General features: G+C 68.0%; 14 protein-coding genes and 1 tRNA gene. 8 read left to right on the forward strand and 7 right to left on the reverse strand.

All coding sequences use genetic code 11. The annotated features are described in order from the left end of the window. Positions 1 to 54: 54 nt before the first annotated feature. The gene (locus V3W46_RS00490) at positions 55 to 2,697 is read right to left on the reverse strand and encodes an ATP-dependent DNA ligase (RefSeq protein ID WP_331781117.1); all 2,643 of its coding nucleotides are present in this window, start codon (positions 2,695 to 2,697) and stop codon (positions 55 to 57) included. 68 nt (positions 2,698 to 2,765) lie between these two features. Between V3W46_RS00490 and ku the strand changes: the two genes are divergently transcribed. The 5 genes from ku (at position 2,766) to V3W46_RS00515 (ending at position 7,969) form a co-directional block, all read left to right on the forward strand. Next, positions 2,766 to 3,617, forward strand: a complete 852-nt coding sequence (gene ku / locus V3W46_RS00495; RefSeq protein WP_331781118.1) for a non-homologous end joining protein Ku — start codon at positions 2,766 to 2,768, stop codon at positions 3,615 to 3,617. Positions 3,618 to 3,719: 102 nt separating this feature from the next. Then, a complete protein-coding gene (locus tag V3W46_RS00500; RefSeq protein WP_331781119.1) occupies positions 3,720 to 4,448 on the forward strand; it encodes a DUF3105 domain-containing protein in 729 nt (242 codons plus the stop codon). After that, positions 4,445 to 5,212: a DUF305 domain-containing protein gene (locus tag V3W46_RS00505; protein WP_331781120.1), complete on the forward strand. Its 768-nt coding sequence runs from the start codon at positions 4,445 to 4,447 to the stop codon at positions 5,210 to 5,212. Before V3W46_RS00500 ends, V3W46_RS00505 begins: the two co-directional genes overlap by 4 nt. A 63-nt stretch (positions 5,213 to 5,275) precedes the next feature. Further along, on the forward strand, positions 5,276 to 6,268 hold the full coding sequence (locus V3W46_RS00510; RefSeq protein ID WP_331781121.1) for a hypothetical protein: 993 nt from the start codon (positions 5,276 to 5,278) through the stop codon (positions 6,266 to 6,268). A 93-nt stretch (positions 6,269 to 6,361) separates the two neighbouring features. Then, a complete protein-coding gene (locus V3W46_RS00515) occupies positions 6,362 to 7,969 on the forward strand; it encodes an MFS transporter (protein WP_331781122.1) in 1,608 nt (535 codons plus the stop codon). Positions 7,970 to 7,975: 6 nt separating this feature from the next. Here V3W46_RS00515 and V3W46_RS00520 read toward each other — a convergent pair whose 3' ends face one another. Next, positions 7,976 to 8,683, reverse strand: a complete 708-nt coding sequence (locus tag V3W46_RS00520; RefSeq protein ID WP_331781123.1) for an alpha/beta fold hydrolase — start codon at positions 8,681 to 8,683, stop codon at positions 7,976 to 7,978. Between the two features lie 12 nt (positions 8,684 to 8,695). On the opposite strand from V3W46_RS00520, the gene V3W46_RS00525 reads away from it, so the two are divergent. Together V3W46_RS00525 and V3W46_RS00530 are read left to right on the forward strand one after the other, a co-directional pair. Continuing rightward, on the forward strand, positions 8,696 to 8,932 hold the full coding sequence (locus V3W46_RS00525; protein ID WP_331781124.1) for a TetR/AcrR family transcriptional regulator: 237 nt from the start codon (positions 8,696 to 8,698) through the stop codon (positions 8,930 to 8,932). A 66-nt stretch (positions 8,933 to 8,998) separates the two neighbouring features. After that, complete coding sequence (locus V3W46_RS00530; RefSeq protein WP_331781125.1) at positions 8,999 to 9,646, forward strand: dihydrofolate reductase family protein; 648 nt, start codon at positions 8,999 to 9,001, stop codon at positions 9,644 to 9,646. Between the two features lie 33 nt (positions 9,647 to 9,679). Here V3W46_RS00530 and V3W46_RS00535 read toward each other — a convergent pair whose 3' ends face one another. Both V3W46_RS00535 and V3W46_RS00540 read right to left on the reverse strand, forming a co-directional pair. Then, positions 9,680 to 10,114 carry a hypothetical protein gene (locus V3W46_RS00535; RefSeq protein ID WP_331781126.1) on the reverse strand — a complete coding sequence of 145 codons (435 nt, stop codon included), beginning with the start codon at positions 10,112 to 10,114 and terminating at the stop codon, positions 9,680 to 9,682. A gap of 96 nt (positions 10,115 to 10,210) precedes the next feature. Next, complete coding sequence (locus tag V3W46_RS00540; protein ID WP_331781127.1) at positions 10,211 to 10,783, reverse strand: HdeD family acid-resistance protein; 573 nt, start codon at positions 10,781 to 10,783, stop codon at positions 10,211 to 10,213. A gap of 245 nt (positions 10,784 to 11,028) precedes the next feature. On the opposite strand from V3W46_RS00540, the gene V3W46_RS00545 reads away from it, so the two are divergent. Continuing rightward, positions 11,029 to 12,252: a PucR family transcriptional regulator gene (locus V3W46_RS00545; protein WP_331781128.1), complete on the forward strand. Its 1,224-nt coding sequence runs from the start codon at positions 11,029 to 11,031 to the stop codon at positions 12,250 to 12,252. 196 nt (positions 12,253 to 12,448) lie between these two features. Here the strand turns inward: V3W46_RS00545 and V3W46_RS00550 are convergent. The 3 genes from V3W46_RS00550 to V3W46_RS00560 all read right to left on the reverse strand — a co-directional run bounded on the left by V3W46_RS00550 (position 12,449) and on the right by V3W46_RS00560 (position 16,755). Next, positions 12,449 to 12,522: transfer RNA gene (locus V3W46_RS00550), tRNA-Met, on the reverse strand. A 66-nt stretch (positions 12,523 to 12,588) separates the two neighbouring features. Continuing rightward, a complete protein-coding gene (locus V3W46_RS00555; protein ID WP_443069898.1) occupies positions 12,589 to 15,570 on the reverse strand; it encodes a UPF0182 family membrane protein in 2,982 nt (993 codons plus the stop codon). A gap of 126 nt (positions 15,571 to 15,696) precedes the next feature. Beyond that, complete coding sequence (locus V3W46_RS00560) at positions 15,697 to 16,755, reverse strand: YlbL family protein (protein WP_331781129.1); 1,059 nt, start codon at positions 16,753 to 16,755, stop codon at positions 15,697 to 15,699. Positions 16,756 to 16,855 lie beyond the last annotated feature (100 nt).

Below are 16,855 nucleotides of genomic sequence, written 5' to 3' on the forward strand. Positions count from 1 at the left end.
CTCCATCCTATTGCCTCCCGCGAGCGCCCGCTCGCGACTCTCGCGCCGGTGCGGTCACGATTCGCGAACGACGTCGGCCGCCGACTTGTCGGGCCGCCAGCCGCGCCAGGTCGGCTGGCGCAGGTGGCCCGATGCCGTCCACTCGGCGAACTCGACCTCGCCCACCAGACTCGGCGTGATGTAGTGGGCGTCGGCGGCCACCTCGCGCGGGGTCTCGGCGAACGGCGACGTCGTGCGCTTCATCGTGGCGAACTGCGCGGCCATGCGATCGAGCTCCCGGTCGCTGAACCCGGTGCCCACCCGCCCGACGTATTCGAGCCCACCATCGGTCGGGATCCCCAGCAGCAGCGACCCCACCCCGCCGGCGCGCCGCCCGGCCCCGGGGCGCCAGCCGCCGATCACCACCTCCTGCGTCGAGGAGTGCTTGACCTTGATCCACGACCTCGAACGGCGACCGGCCGTGTAGGTGCTCTCGTGCTTCTTCGCCATGACGCCCTCGAGCGCGAGCGACTTGCTCGCGGCGAAGGCGGCCGCGAAGTCGCCGTCGAAGGCGGCGGGCACCTGAACGAGAGACCGGGCATTTGGTGCCACCGTCTGCTCGAGCGACACCCGGCGGTCGTCGTACGAACGGCGCAACATCGACTGCCCGTCGAGGTTCAGGATGTCGAAGACCAGGTAGTGCACGGCCACGGCGCCGACCGCGCGCTCGATCTCGGCCGTGCCCTGCAGGTTCATACGCTGCTGCAACCGGCCGAAGTTCGGCCGGCCCTTCGCATCGAGGGCGACGATCTCGCCGTCGAGCACAAGGCTGTGCCCGGCGGCCGCCTCGCGCAGCGGATCGGCCAGCTCGGGGTACTGCGCGGTGACATCGTGGCCGTTGCGGGTCAGCAGGCGCACCGAGGCGCCTGCATCAGCCCCGCCGGCGGCACCGGGGTCGATGTAGGCGATCGCCCGGATGCCGTCCCACTTCATCTCGTAGGCCCACGCGTCTTCGTCGCCCAGGTCTCTGGCCGTCCCCAGCGTGGCGAGCATCGGGGTGATCACGTCGGGCAGCCGCTCCCGGTGCGGCGGATCGCTCGCAGCATGCGTGTCGCTCGCCGACGCCGGCTTCTTCGGGGAGGCCTTGTCACCGCGCGGAGTCGCCCGCCGCGCCGCGTTGATGGCGGGCGCCTCGTCGTCGGGCTGCGGCGGCAGCGTCGCGTGCCGCTTCTCGCTCTCGGCGCTGTAGTGCGGCTCCATCAGGTGGATGAGCCAGTTCTGCTCGGCCTTCGATCCGCCCCCTGACGCCGTATGGATGAGCACGAACTTACGGTCGCCGCCGAGCCCGCCGGGCTTCGTGCCGTGCAGCGTCGCGATCACCTCTTTGCCGTCGCGCCACTTCTCGAGGTCGTAGGTGCCCTCGTCCCAGATCTCGACGGTGCCCGCACCATATTCCCCGTGCGGAATGGTGCCCGCGAACGACCCGTACTCGAGCGGGTGGTCTTCGGTCTGCACAGCGAGGTGGTTCTTCTTCGTCTCGGTCGGCGGCCCCTTCGGCAGCGCCCACGACACCAGCACCCCGTCGTGCTCGAGCCTGAAATCGTAGTGCAGCCGGGTCGCGTCGTGCTTCTGGATGACGAACGTGTTGCCCTCGCCTGGCGCCGGGCGGGCATCCGGAACCGGCTCGGGCGTCTTGGCGGCGTCGCGCATCGAGCGGTAGGTGTGCAGCCGGTCGCGCTCGGTCTCGCCCGCATCGCCAGCCGCTGTCGGCAGCTCGAGCTCGCCGCCCTCGGTGTCGAGAATGACGGCCAGCGGGTCGCCCCGGCGCTTCACCCGCGCGAGCACCTCGGTGTAGTCGAGCTGCGCCAGCGACGACTGCGCCAGCTCGCGCCAGGTGCGGGGCGCGGCGACCATCGGGTGCGCCCGCCCGCGCAGCGAGTACGGGGCGACCGTGGTCTTTGACCCGTTGTTCTGGCTCCAGTCAACCAACACCTTTCCGGCCCGCAGCGACTTCTTCATGTCGCTGACGATGAGGTCGGGGTGGTCGGCCTCGAGCACCCGGGCGAGCTCATGGGCGACCGCCGAGACCTGGTCGCTGGTCTGGCTGCCGTCGAGGGCGGCGTAGAGGTGGATGCCCTTGCTTCCGCTCGTGACCGGCATCGGGTCGAGGCCCATGCCCTGAAGCAGGCTCCTCGCCATGCGGGCGACCTCGGCGCACTCCTGCAGCCCCGCGCCGTCGCCCGGGTCGAGGTCGAGCACGAGCCGGTCGGGATTGTGGCGCACCCCGGTTCGCCCGAACCGCCACTGCGGCACGTGGATCTCGAGCGCGGCGATCTGCGCCAGCCAGGTGAGCGTGGCCCGGTCGTTGACGAGGGGGTATTCGTTGTCGTGCGTCGAGTGCTCGATGGCCCGTCGCTTCACCCATGATGGGGTGCCGTCGCCGAGGTTCTTCTGAAAGAACATCTCACCCGGATGCTCGGCGGTGCCGACCCCGTTCACCCAGCGTTTGCGCGTGGCCGCCCTGTCGCGGATGTACGGCAGCATCACCTCGGCGATGTCGGCGTAGTACTGCACGACATCCGCCTTCGTCGTGCCCGTCTCGGGGTAGATGACCTTGTCGAGATGGGTGAGTTTCAGCCGGTGCCCGTCGACACTGACCAGCACCTCGTCGCTCGACCCCGTGCTGCTGCTCTTCGTGCCCTGGCGCGGCGCATTCATACCGTCATTCTGGGGGTGGGCCCGTCAACCCACTAGCTCTTGACACGGTTATGGTGAAAACTCGGGTCATGAGATCAATTTGGAAGGGTGCGATCACCTTCGGGCTGGTGAATGTGCCGGTCAAGGTCTACAGCGCGACCGAAGACCACGACATCTCACTGCACCAGGTGCACGATGCCGACGGCGGCCGCATCCGGTACCAGCGGGTGTGCGAGATCGACGGCAAGGTCGTCGAGTATGCGCACATCGACAAGGCCTACGACGACGGCGAGCGCACCGTCATCATCACCAGCGACGACCTCGCCTCGCTGCCGGCCGAGAAGAGCCGTGAGATCGACGTGGTCGAGTTCGTGCCGAGCGACCAGATCGACCCCATCAGGTTCGACCGCAGCTATTACCTCGAACCCGACTCCAAGTCGTCGAAGGCCTACGTGCTGCTTCGCAAGACGCTCGAGGAGACAGACCGCACCGCCATCGTGAAGTTCGCGCTGCGCCAGAAGTCGAGGCTCGCCGCGTTGCGCGTCACGGGCGACGTGCTGGTGCTGCAGACGCTGCTCTGGGACGACGAGGTTCGCGACGCGAAGTTCTCGTCGCTTGACGATCGCCCCACGGTGTCGGCGAAGGAGCTGGAGATGTCGGCTCGCCTGGTCGACTCGTACTCGGCCGACTTCGAGCCCGAGAAGTTCAGCGACGACTACCAGGTGCAGCTTCGGCAGCTCATCGACGCCAAGCTCGAGGCCGGCGATTCGGTCGACACCGAGGCGACGTTCGGCGAGCAGCCCGACTCTGAGGAGAAGGGCGGCGAGGTGCTCGACCTCATGGAGGCGTTGCGCCAGAGCGTGGAGAAGAGCCGTTCGAAGGGCGGCGAGAAGTCGGCCGCGCCGCGAGCGCGCAAGTCGGCGGCGAAGAAGCCCGCCTGATCGGTGCGGTCTGCGAGCGGCGGATGCACGGCCATCCGGTCTCGCCATGCTTGGTTGTCGCTTTAACGGTTTTCTCCCAATTTCGATCGATACTGTCGGCACGTGCCCGCCGATGACAGCAAGAAGCCCGCAGCCAAGCCGAACCCGAACGCAAAACCGACCGTGAACGGCAAGTCGGCTGTGAACGGCAAACCGACGGTGAAGCAGGAGCGTGAAGCGCGCCGGGCGGCGAAGGTCGAAGAGATGCGCCGGGCGCAGGCCAAGGCCACGCGAAATCGCCGCATCGCGTTCGGCACCGGGTTCGGTGCGCTGGGCCTCATCGTGGTGCTGGTGATCGTGTTCGTCGTGAGCGGTGCCGGGTCGGCACCAGCCCCCGTCGCCACCAAGGCCGACGGCGTGCAGACCTTCACCGGCCTGACCCGCAACCACGTCACCGGCTCGGTCACCTACCCGCAGGTTCCGCCCGTGGGCGGCGACCACAACCCGGTGTGGCTGAACTGCGGCGTGTACGACCAGGCGGTTCCGAACGAGAACGCGGTGCACTCCCTCGAGCACGGAACTGTGTGGGTGACCTACGATGCCACGCAGGTGACCGGCGACGATCTCACCAAGCTGCGCTCCGAGCTGCCCGACACCTACATCATCGTGTCGCCCTACGTCGGGCTGCCCTCCCCCGTGGTCGCCTCGGCCTGGGGCGCGCAGATCCAGCTGACCGGGGTCGACGACACCCGCCTGCAAGACTTTCTGAACACCTACTGGCAGTCGCCCGATGCCCCCGAGCCGGGCGCGGCCTGCACCGGCGGGGTGACGGCCCCGGGCCTGGTGTCGTGACCGCAGACACTCCCGCACCGGCAGCAGCGCCGACAGCAATGGCGGCATCCGTATCGTCGGATGCGCCGCGGGCCCCCCGTGAGCTTCCGCCTGCAGCCGACCGCGGCCGCCGGCTGCGGTTGCGCGTCGCCATCGTTCTGGGTGCGGTGCTGCTGCTCGTCGTCGGCCTCGTCGTCGGACGGGTGACGACCCCCGTCACCAGCACTCCCGGCACCCTGAGCGCCGAGGCGGGTTTCGCTCGCGACATGCAGGTGCACCATCAGCAGGCGATCGACATGGCCCTGATCATCCGCGACCAGACGACCGACCCCGAGATCAGGCAGCTGGCCTACGACATCGCCACCTCGCAGGGCCAGCAGGCCGGCCAGATGTTCGCCTGGCTGAACCTGTGGAAGCTGCCGCAGCGTTCGCCTGTGCCGGCGATGACCTGGATGACCCTGCCCACGCTCGACCAGTCGCAGGCCGAGCACGGCATGAACATGAGCTCAGTGGCCGCGACCGACGCCGCCATCGCCGCCTCGCCCACCATGCCCGGCATGGCCAGCCAGACCGATCTGGCGCGGCTGCAGACGCTCACCGGTGTCGATGCCGAGAAGCTCTTTCTGACGCTGATGATCGCGCACCACCGGGGCGGGGTGGAGATGGCGGATGCCCTGGTCGCTCGCTCGACCAACCCTGATGTGGTGGCGCTGGCCAACACGATCATCACGGCCCAGACGAGTGAGATCACCTACATGCAGCAACTCCTGGCGGCGCGTTCGTAGCATTTGCTGACATATTCTCGGCAATCTGTAGACAATTGCTGAGTTTCCGTCATACTTGTTCGCATGACGATTCTCTCTTCCTTCTCTTCTGCCGACCGCCGTCGCCCCGTTGCGCGGTCGCGGTTCGTACGGTCGCTGCTGGCGCTCACCGTGGCGGGCCTCGTCGCGCTGGCGGCCGCTCTCGCGGTTCCCAGCGCAGCCGAAGCCGGCACGCTGACCGCCGCGAAGACGCTCACGGCGACGCCCACCCCGACCCTCTCGGGCACCACCACGGTCGGGCACACGCTGGCCATCACGGCGGGCTCCTGGGCGCCGGCCCCCGTCACCCTCGCCTACCAATGGAAGCGCGGCGGCACCGCCATCGCAGGGGCCACCGCGAAGACCTACACCCTGACGAATGCCGACGCCGGCTCGACCATCACGGCGAGCGTCACCGGCACAAAGACGGGCTACCTGGCGGTCAGCAAGACCAGTGCTCCCTCGGCCACCATCGGCGGCGGAACGCTGGCCACCGCCACCCCCACCGTCTCGGGCACCGCCCGGGTGGGCCAGAAGCTCAGCTCGGCCACCGGTTCATGGGGCCCGGCCCCTGTCTCCTTCACGTACGCCTGGCTGCGTGACGGCGTCGTCATCTCCGGCGCCACGTCGTCGTACCACACGCTCACCCCCGCCGACGCCGGCCACTCGGTCGCGGTGCGGGTCACCGGGTCGAAGGGGTCGTTCACGTCGGCGTCGAAGACCAGTGCTGCGGTGAAGGTGAGCCCGGGCATCCTGACCGCCCCCGCGCCGGCGGCCCCCGAGCCGACCATTCCGGGGTCGATCGACCCCGGCGACACCATCACGGTGCCCGCCGGCACGTGGAGCCCCGCACCGGTCGCCCTGAGCTACCAGTGGATGATCGACGGCACGGCCGTGGCCGGCGCGACCTCGACGAGCTTCGTGATTCCGGCGACAGCGGGCGGCGAACAGGTCTCGGTCGCCGTGACCGGCGCCAAGGCGGGGTACACGACCCGCACGCTGGTCTCGAAGGAGATCAAGGTCTCGGTGCCCAAGTAGCGGCGTTCCCACGGCGGCATACAGCCCAGGGTGGGAGCGGCGGGGTCACCCGCCGTGGCGGTCGCAGACCGGCGTGACACGTACGCTGGGGCCATGTCGAAAGTCAGACCCGGCGGCGCGGCGGCGGTGTCGGCGTGGGCTCCGCTCGGCATCACTGTCTTCCGGGTACTGTGGCTGGCTCAGCTGGGCAGCAACATCGGCACGTGGATGCAGACCGTGGGCGCGCAGTGGTTTCTCGTCGAGAGCGCCGCCGGCGCCACGGTCATCGCGCTGGTTCAGACCGCCAGCCTCACCCCCTCACTGCTGTTCTCCCTGCCGGCCGGCGTGCTGTCAGATTCGGTCGACCGACGCCGACTGCTCATCTGGGGCTCGCTGGCCAGCGCGATCGTGGCAACGGGCCTGACGGTCTTCACCGCGGCGAACGCCCTGACCCCGCTTCTCCTGCTCACCTTCACCTTCGTGCTGGGTGCGACCTCGGCCCTCACGGGGCCGGCCTGGCAGGCCATCCAGCCCGAACTGGTTCCGCGCGAGCAGATCTCGGCCGCGTCGGGGCTCGGCGGGGTCACGGTCAACGGCGCACGGGCCATCGGGCCGGCCCTCGCGGGCCTCATTCTCGCCCAGGCCGGCACCGCGGTGGTCTTCGGCATCAACGCGGCCAGCTTCGTGGCCGCTGTTCTCGCGCTGCTGTGGTGGCGGCGGCCGGCGCAGGCCGGACTCGACGATCCCGAGCCCGCCTGGGCGGCCCTGAAGGCCGGTCTGCGCTACGTGGGGTCGGCGCACCTCGTGCGACGCATCCTGTTGCGGTCGGCGGTGTTCGCGTTTCCGGCCAGCGCGCTCTGGGCACTGCTGCCCATCACGGCGGCACGCATGGGGCTCGGCAGCGCGGGCTACGGCTTTCTGCTCGGGTCGCTCGGCGTGGGGGCGGTGATCGGCATCTTCGTACTGCCCGTGGCGCGACGGCGATTCAGCGACAACGTCGTTCTCGCCGCGAGCGCCCTGCTCTACGCGGTGGGAGTGATCGCGGCAGCCCTGCTGCCGTTCGGCGCGACGGTCGTGCTGTTGGCGCTGGCCGGCCTCGCGTGGATCGGCACCCTCACCGTGCTCAACTCCGCGCTGCAGCTCACCCTGCCGCAATGGGTCAGGTCGCGGGGCGCCGCCGCGTACATCCTCGTGTTCACGGGAACGATGGCAGCCGGGTCGCTGGTGTGGGGCGTCGTGGCGCAGATCATCGGCACACCCGAAGCACTGGGCGTGACCGTGCTGCTGCTCGTGCTGGTGGCGGCGAGCATCCGGTTTCTGCCCCTGCTGCACGGAACGGGGCAGATCGACCGCAGCATCAGCATGGCCTGGCCGATGCCCACCCTCGTGTTCGAGCCCGACCCCACCGACGGGCCGGTCACGGTGCTCGTGCGGTACCGGGTCGAGGCGGCCGACGCTACCGCGTTCCGGGCCGCCATGACGCAGCTCGGCTCGTCGCGGCGGCGCACCGGCGCGGCGCGGTGGCGGTTCTACCGCAGCGCCGAGGCGGCCGACGAGTACCTCGAGATGTTCGTGGTGTCGTCATGGTCGGAGTACCGCCGCCAGCAGACCGAGCGGCTCACCGGGCGCGACCGCGAGTTTCGGGATGCCGTGACCGCCCTCACTGCGTCTCCCCCGGTTGAGACGCACTACTTTCCGCCGGGGCTGCATCTCGCCGGCTGACGTGGTCTACGACCCGGCCGCCGCCAGGAACGGCAGCACCGCGCGCAGAAACTCCTGCGGGCGCTCCTCGGGCAGCCAGTGCCCGCACTCATCGATGACCACGCCCGTCACGTCGTCGGCGACCGCCTCCATCGAACTCACGCAGAGATCGCGGATGCTGTCGGCGCCGCCCAGCGCGAGAACGGGGATGGTCAGCCGGTTCTCCTTCAGCTTCGCGTTATCGATACCGTCTTGGTAGAACGCCCGGTAGAACTCGAGTCGCAGCCCGCCCGGCCCCGCGTAGCTGCGGGCGTACACCTCGATGTCGTCGTCTGAGATGGCGTCGACGTTGACGATCTGCATTCGGTAGAACCAGCGCAGGTACTCGCGCTCCCGGCCGCGGATGAGCATCTCGGCCACGTGGTTGGCCGCGTGGAACGAGAGGTGCCAGAGCCGCAGCTCTTCGCGCTGGTCCATGAAGTACTCGATGCCCCTGTCACCGGCGACACCCATCAGCGCCATCTCGCAGAAGACGAAGCTTCGCACCTCGTCGCGGTAGGTGGCCGAGTAGGCGTAGGCGACCGCCGCGCCGTGGTCGTGGCCGATCACGTGCACCGGCCCGAGCCCGAGCCGCTCGACGAGTTGATGGATGTCTCCCGCCACCGTGACCTTGTCGTACCCGCTGAGCGGCTTCTGTGGCAGGCCCGAGTCGCCGATGCCGCGCAGATCGGGCACGATCACCGTGTAGTGCTCCGCCAGCTCTGCGTGGCCCGCCCCAGAACATTCGATGAGACGCAGGCGCTCCGAGCCGCCCTGCTCGCCTTCTGGGAGTTCGGCTACGAGGCGACCACGCTCGCCGTTCTGATGGAGGCGACGGGTCTCAACAAGACGGGCCTCTACCGCACGTTCGGCAGCAAAGAGCAGCTGTTCGGTCGCGCCGTCGAGCATGTCGTCACGTCGGCACTGCGTATCTGGGGTGACTGAGCACCGTCGCGCGAGGGTGGTCGGCCGTATGCTGATGCACGAACATCGCCGGCAGAAGGGTATGTCATGACACGCACACGGGTACACAACTTCGCAATCTCGCTCGACGGGTTCGGTGCCGGCGAGGGCCAGACCCTCGACTCGCCCTTCGGCCACGCGGGGGGCCGGCTGATGGAGTGGTTCTTCGACACTCCGACCTTTCGCCAGATGCAGGGCGCCGAGGGCGGTAGCAACGGCGTCGACGCCGCCTTCGCCGCGAACTGGGGAGCCGGTGTCGGTGCCGAGATCATGGGGCGCAACAAGTTCGGGCCGCAGCGCGGCCCGTGGAGCGATGATGAGTGGAAGGGCTGGTGGGGAGACGATCCCGTCTTCCACACCCCCGTCTTCGTGCTGACCCACCACCCCCGGCCGACGCTCGAGATGGAGGGCGGCACCACCTTCCACTTCATCGACGCCACGCCCGCCGAGGCGCTGGCCCTTGCGCAGGAGGCCGCGGGCGGGCTGGATGTTCGCATCGGGGGCGGTGTCGAGACCGTTCGCCAGTTTCTCGCCGCCGACCTCGTCGACACGATGCACCTGGTGCAGGTGCCCATCGTGCTGGGCCGGGGAGAACGGCTCTGGGACGGCCTCGAGGGCCTCGAGCAGCGCTTCGACATCGAGGCGGTGAGCTCGCCGAGCGGCGTCACGCACCTCACCTTCGACCGCCGGGCGTAGTCGGGGCCGCGGGCCGCGGGCCGCCCGCCCGTCTCAGCGTTCGATGTCGGCGGCCTCAGCCTCGTCGGCGTCTTCGCGGGCGACGGCAGCCGTCAGCACGAAGTACTCCGCCTCCTGCAGCGCCTGAATGGCGAAGTCGATCGCGTCTTGCGCATCGAGTTCTGCGCTGTCGGCGGCACGATCGGCGTGGGTCGCCTTGCGGTGGGTTCGCCGGGCATCCGCGTCTGCCTTGAGCGACGCGAAGCTGTCAGAGACCGACCTCTGCATCTGAGCCCATGCCGTGTCGATCTCATCGGCGTCGGCGTCGAGCTTCGAGTCGACCGAGACCTTGGCAGCGTCGAGCGACGCCCGGAGCTCTGCGATGCGTGCCTCTGCCTTGGCTTTGTTCTCGGCGTGGATGCTCGCAGCCGAGTCTTCGAGGGCTTTCGCCTGGGTGCTGAGCTCGCTGAGCTGATCGGAGAGTGCCATTGTGTGTCTTCTTTCTGTTTGTTTCGGTGGGGATGTGATGAACTTCGGATGAGGACGTGACGACGATCAGCACCGCTGCGCTGGCCGGCCGGAAGGTCAGCGGGTGTTCTGCGCGATGCCGCGCACAGCGAAGGCGGCGGCGATCTCGGCGACTCCGCGGAAGAGGGCCAAGACGCTCACGTAGGTCACGAGCACGACGATGCTGGTCTGCCATGACGACGAGGCGATGAGGCCCAGCACGAGCTGGGCGATACCCGACAACAGCTGCAGCCACCAGCCGGGAACAGCCGTGCTGAAGAGGCTCGAGACGATGTCGAAGGTTCCGGCGAAGACGAAATAGAAACCGACCACCAGAGCGAGCGAGACGAACGCATCGCCGGGGTTGACGAAGATGACGACGGCACCGATGACGAGCAGTACGGCGAAGATCGCATGCCAGACACGCCAGCCGCCCGGCGTGACGAAAGCGCGGAAAGCCTCGCCGGCCGCCGAGAGAAGCACCATGATGCCGAAGATGATCGACACCACCGTCACGGTAGACGAATCGAACCTCAGCACGACGAAACCGACCACGACCCAGAACACTCCGATGACGAGGAGGATCCACCATCGCGAGCCCACTCGGTCGGCGATGGTGGCAAGGGGGCTGGCTGTCGATGGTGCCGGCATGAAGGGTCTCCTCTGAGCGTGATGATTCTGAGCATGATGATGTGACTGACGAACGAGGCGGCACTGGCTCTCTGCGATCTTGCTGGAGGGCACGGCAACATCACAATGGACGCCGCACCAGTGATCGGCGGGCCGAAACTGTGCCGCTGCACAGTGCGGCCGGCGGTCTGTCGAAACGGCCGGGGCATCGTTAGAGTGGGGCCACCGACGACCTCGCCGAGCCGGTCGAGAGGAGGCGCGCACGCATGGAGGCTCCACCCGACGGGCTCTCGAACGGCGTGGTGCTGCGGTCGACAGCTCCGACCCCTGGCTCCCCCTGGCCGACCCTGCAGGCGCTGTTCAGTTCGCTCTGCGGCACGGTGCCAGACATGTCTGTGCGGCTGGCGGCTGCGCTGCGCTCCGCCCTGCCGTTCTACCAGCCTCCGTCGCAGGTCTCGTCAGAAGAGCTCGCGGCATCCTGCCGGTCGCACATCGACTTCCTCCTCGATTATCGAACCGGCGACGGCGGCATGCGGGTGCCGTTCGAGATCGGATCAGCACGCGCCCGTATGGGCATTCCTCTGCCCGACGTGCTCGATGCTCTGCGCGTCGGCTCACGCTTTCTGTGGGATGAGCTGGTGACCTACGCCCACGCTCTGCAGACGGTGACAGACGCCGAACTCGTCGAGCTGGCGACCGAGATGTGGCTCATGCACGACGAACTGGTGAGCCGGATGGAGGAGGGGTACCGCGCCGAACAGGCCGCACTGCTGGTGACCAGGGAACGCGTGCGGTTCAGCCTCATCCACACCATTCTCACCAGCAGCGATCAACCCACCGAGACGCTCTGGGAGGCGGTCGACCGGCTCGGGTTTCCGCGACGGGGCGGCTATGTCGTGGTCGCAGCGGCGATCGACAGACTGGGCCAGGTGCCGCTTCCTGACATCGAGCGCCTGCTCAGAGCCCGGGGCGTGCCGTCGGTCTGGCTGCTGCTGGCCGATGTGCAGGCCGGAATCGTGAGCACACAACGACCGGATGCTCTCGACCGACTCCGCGCCGAGCTGGAGGCTGCGCGCACCGAGGTGGGGGTGAGTCCACAGCGCGCCGATTTCAGTCAGGCCGCGCCCGCCTTCCGTCTGGCCCGTACGGCCCTCATCGCCTCACCACCTGGGGTGACCACCTTCTTCGGGCAGTCTCCGCTGGGTGTCATGGCGGCAGGGGCGCCCGACATCGCCTCCCAGGTGAGCGTCGACGTGCTCGGCGACCTCCTGCACATCGCGCAGAGCGACCGCGACGTGCTCGTCGAGACGGTTCAGGTCTGGTTCGACTGCGGCGGATCGACCCGGTCGGCGGCCGACCGGCTCTTCCTCCATCCGAACACCGTTCGCAACCGTCTGAAGCGGTTCGAGACGCTCACCGGCCGAACGCTCTCGAATCCGCGGGAGGCAGCGGAGGTGCTCCTGGCGCTGGCGGCGCACCAGCAGCGGTGACGATCGTGGGCCGACGCTGACGCTCGTGGGCCGACGGACGCTCATTGGCCGACAGACGCTCGGTGGCCGACAGACGCTCGGTGGCCGACAGACGCTCATTGGCCGACAGACGCTCGGTGGCCGACAGAGCCTCGCCGGAAACGAGAAAAGGCCCGGCCTGAGGCCGGACCTTTTCTCTGCATTCATGCAACCTGCGTTGCGGGGACAGGATTTGAACCTGCGACCTCTGGGTTATGAGCCCAGCGAGCTACCGAACTGCTCCACCCCGCGGCACAAGAGATAACACTACCAGAGGTTTTGCATGCTCGTGACCAGAGGGCGAGGCTGAGCCGCCGATCATCCGCCCGCCGTGGGGGCCGGACTCGGCGTCGCCGTGCTCGGCGTGGTGGTGTCGGTCGGCGTTCCGCCGCTGGCCGCGATGGCCGCGTCGACCGCCGCCTTCAGCTGCGCATCGGCCACGCCGTAGGCCGTCCAGTCGGCGTTCTGCAGCGCGGCGTCTCGGGCTGCCAGGGCGGCCTGGGCGTCGTTCAGTGCCTGCTGGAGGGCCGCGTTGTTGCTCGTCGTTCCGGTACTCGTGCCGGTGCCGGTGCCCGCCCCTGTCGAGGGCGTCGTCGGCGTGTTGCCGTCGCCCGCGGTCGCCCCGGAGTCGCCGCCGAAGAGATCGTCGAGTGCGGCATCCAGCGTGTCTTCGAAGGCGATCTTGTCGCCGAAGCCCACCAGGATCTTCTGCAGCAACGGATAGCTGGTCTCACCACGCGACTGCACGTAGACCGGTTGCACGTAGAGCAGGCCGCCGCCCACCGGCAGGGTGAGCAGGTTGCCGCTGAGCACCTCTGTCGAGCCCTGTTTCAGCAGGTTGAGGGCCTGAGACACCGTCGGGTCTGAGCTGAACTTGTTCTGTTCCTGGCCGGGGCCGGGCACCGTGGCGTCTTTCGGCAGCGTCAGCAGCCTCAGCTTGCCGAAGTCGGCAGACTTCACCCCCGCCGCGTCTCCGGCGTTGGAGTCGACCGCCAGATAGCCATTGAGGCTCTTCGAGGTGTCTTCGCCGGTGAGCGGAATGAACGTCGAGTAGAGCGAGTACTCGGGTTGATCCTGGCCCGGCATCTGCAGCGTCAGGTAGTACGGCGGTTGCAGAGTGGGGTTCGTCGCTGACGAGGTCGGGTCGTTCGGCGTGGTCCAGGCGTCTTCGCGCGAGTAGAACGAGCCGGCGTCGGTGACGTGGTACTGGCCGAGAATCGCTCGTTGCACCTTGAACAGGTCGGCCGGGTAGCGCACGTGGCTCATCAGCTGTGAGCTCATGTCGCTCATCGGTTTGACCGTGGCCGGGAAGATCTTCTCCCAGGTCTGCAGGATGGGGTCGGTGTCGTCCCACGCGTAGAGCGTGACCTTGCCGTCATAGGCGTCGACCGTGGCCTTCACCGAGTTGCGGATGTAGTTGATGTTGTTGTCGACCGCGTACCCGGGCTTCGGTGTGTACGTGTCGGCGATGGCCGCACTCAGCCCCTCGGTTTTCGAGTAGGGGTAGTTGGAGCTCGTCGTGTAGCCGTCGACGATCCACACGACCCGGCCGTCGACGACCGAGGCATACGGGTCGGAGTCGATGGTCAGGTACGGCGCGACCTTCGACACGCGTGTCGCCGGGTCGCGGTCGTACAGAATCTGCGAGTCGTTGTTCACCGCCTCCGAGAGGAAGATCTGCTCCGACTGGAACTTCAGCGCATACGCGAGCTTGTTGAACACGTTGTCGAGCTTCGGGCCGCCGTCGCCGGTGAACGTGGTGTACGTCTGCTGGGCATCCGCCGTTCCCGACGGGTAGTCGAGCTCGGTCGGGGTCGACCCGGCCGGCGCACCGACGATCGAGTAGGTGGGCGAGTTCTCGCCGAAGTAGATTCGTGGTTCGTAGTCGCCGAGCACACCGGCGCTCGGGATGCCCGACTCGGCGAACACGGGCTGGCCGTCGGCCGAACGCTGGTTGCCGTAGGCAGCCACGACGCCGTAGCCGTGCGTGTAGACGACGGTCTGGTTGTACCAGCTCGCCGAGGTGCCGAGCTGTGTGAGGTTCAGGTCGCGCACGGCCGTCACGGTGTCTTGGCTCTGGCCGTTCACCTCGTACCGGTCGACGTTGAGGTCGGTCGGAAACTGGTAGTACTGCCGAAACTGCTGCAGCGCCGCGAACGTGCTCGAGACGAGAGCCGGGTCGAGGATGCGGATGCTCGACGTGGTCGCGGCATCCGACCGCAGTGCCCCCGCCTCTGCAGTGGTCGTGGCGTCGTACGGAATCGTGTCGACGTCGGCCACCCCGTAGGCGTCACGGGTCATGTCGATGTTGCGCTGCAGGTACGGCGCCTCGAGGCTGCGCTCGGAGGGGTCGACCTGGAAGCGCTGCACGACCCACGGGGTCAGCGAACCGAGGATGAGCGCGCTGACGATGAGAAGGGCGGTGCCGATGACGGGCAGTCGCCAGCGGCCGACGAAGGCCGCGATGAAGAAGAGGATGGCGACGATGATCGCGATGCCCGACAGGATCTGCAGGCCCGGGATGGTCGCATTGACGTCGGCGTACGACGCACCCGTCAGCAGGCCGCCGCTCGACGTCAGCGTGGCGAACTGGTCGAGCCAGATGCTGATGCCCTGCAGCAGCAGGTAGATGCCCGCGGTGATGGCGATCTGGATGCGGGCCGTCTTCGAGATGCGCACCTCGCGCTGGCCGAACCGGATCGCGCCGTAGAGGTAGCTGGTGGCGATGGCGGCCAGACCCGAGATCAGCACGACGGCCGAGGCGAAGCCCACCACGCTCTGCCAGAACGGCAGGTCATAGATGTAGAACGAGATGTCGAGGTTGAACTGCGGGTCGGTCTGGCCGAACGACGTGCGGTTCAGGTACATGAGCACGACCTGCCAGCGCGTCGCCGCGGCGACTCCGGCGAACAGGCCGAGCAGAGCCGGGATGCCGAAGGCGGCGAGGCGACGCAGCGGCTCGACGACCTGTTGGTAGCGGTCGAGTTGCGAGTTCAGCTTGGCGTAGACCGGGCGGAACCGGAACGCGATGTCGATGCTCACGAACACCGGGATGGCCATGGCGAAGAAGCCGACGAAGAACATGATGCCGCCGGCGATCCACTGCGTTGTGAGCACGCTCAGGAAGCCCAGCTGGTTGAACCAGAGCACCTCGGTGTACAGGTTGGTGAAGACGAAGAACAGAACCGCGAGAACGGCGATGATCGCGATCGCGATGGCGATCACGGTGCGCGACCGTCGTGCGGGCCTGCCCGCGCCCGGGTTCTGCGCGCTGGAGTTCGGCGCCGGGGAGGAAGTCACGTTGTGCCTCTTGAGTTGGGTGTTTCTGGTCAGTGCGGGTTGAGCGACCCAAGCTGTGGATGTCAGCTAATCCTAGACAACCGCGGCTGGCATTCCGCCCCGCCAACCTCCCAAGGCGCTGAAAGGTCAGTCACACGTCGGTAACGACGAGAGGTCGGCACCGGCGCTGATGTCGTTCAGTGCCGTGAGCGAGTCGCTCAGCGTCTTCACCGCGAAGACCTGCAGGCCGGCGGGCACGTGGCCGACGACCTCGTCGCAGTTCGACGCGGGGGCCAGAAAGTAGCTCGCGCCGCTGTCGACGGCCCCGTACAGCTTCTGCCGGATGCCCCCGATGGCACCGACCGTGCCGTCGGCGCTGATCGTGCCGGTGCCGGCCACATTCTTGCCGCCGTTCAGCTCGCCGGGCGTCAGCTGGTCGATGATGCCGAGCGCGAACATCATTCCGGCGCTCGGGCCGCCGACGTTGTCGAGCTGGATGTCGACGGTGAACGGAAAGGTGTAGGTCGCCCCGGCACCGATGCCGAGCAGCAGGGTTCCATCGCTCGCCTTCACCGGCGTGACCTGTACGGTCTGCTGCGCACCCGAGCGGGTGATGACGATGCTGGCCGGCTGGGCATCCCCGTTGGCGGCGACAGCGGCGCGCAGCTCGTCGACGCTCGTGACGGCGGTGCCGTTGACCGAATCGACGGTGTCGCCGACCTGCAGGATGCCCGTGGCGGGCGAATCTGCAGTGAGCTGGGCCACAGTGACCGAGGTCTGGAACGGGATGTCGAGGTTCGTCAGCGCGGCCGCGATGGCCTCCTGCTGCGAGTCGACCATCATCGCCTGGTTCTCCTGGTTCTGCTCGTCGACAGTGACCGTCGGCGGGTAGATGGCGTCGACCGGCACGATGGCCTTGCTGGTGTCGAAGAAGGCACCGATGATCTCGGCCCAGCTGGGCAGGCTGGTGGGCGTGCCCACCACCGAGACGGTGAGCATGTCGAGCGAGCCGGCGGTCGGGTAGGTCGGAGCACCCGTGATGGAGATGAGCGGGGTCTCGGTGCCGTCGTGCGAACTGGTGCCGAGGGTGTTGAACACGGGGCCGGGCTGCTCGATGACGTACGGCGACGGAATGAAGCTCATGCCGAGCGCCAGGGCGAGCGCGGCGATCAGGCTGACCCAGCCGATGGTTCTGCGGCGTCTCACGTCAGCCCTCTCGTTTTCTTCTGCAGCTGTGCCCGGCGTCGCCCTGTTCGCCACAGGCGCACGAGTCGGCACCCCAGCATATGAGAAATCCCAGCTTGGC

The organism is Subtercola sp. YIM 133946, assembly GCF_036553535.1.
Classification (GTDB): domain Bacteria; phylum Actinomycetota; class Actinomycetes; order Actinomycetales; family Microbacteriaceae; genus Subtercola.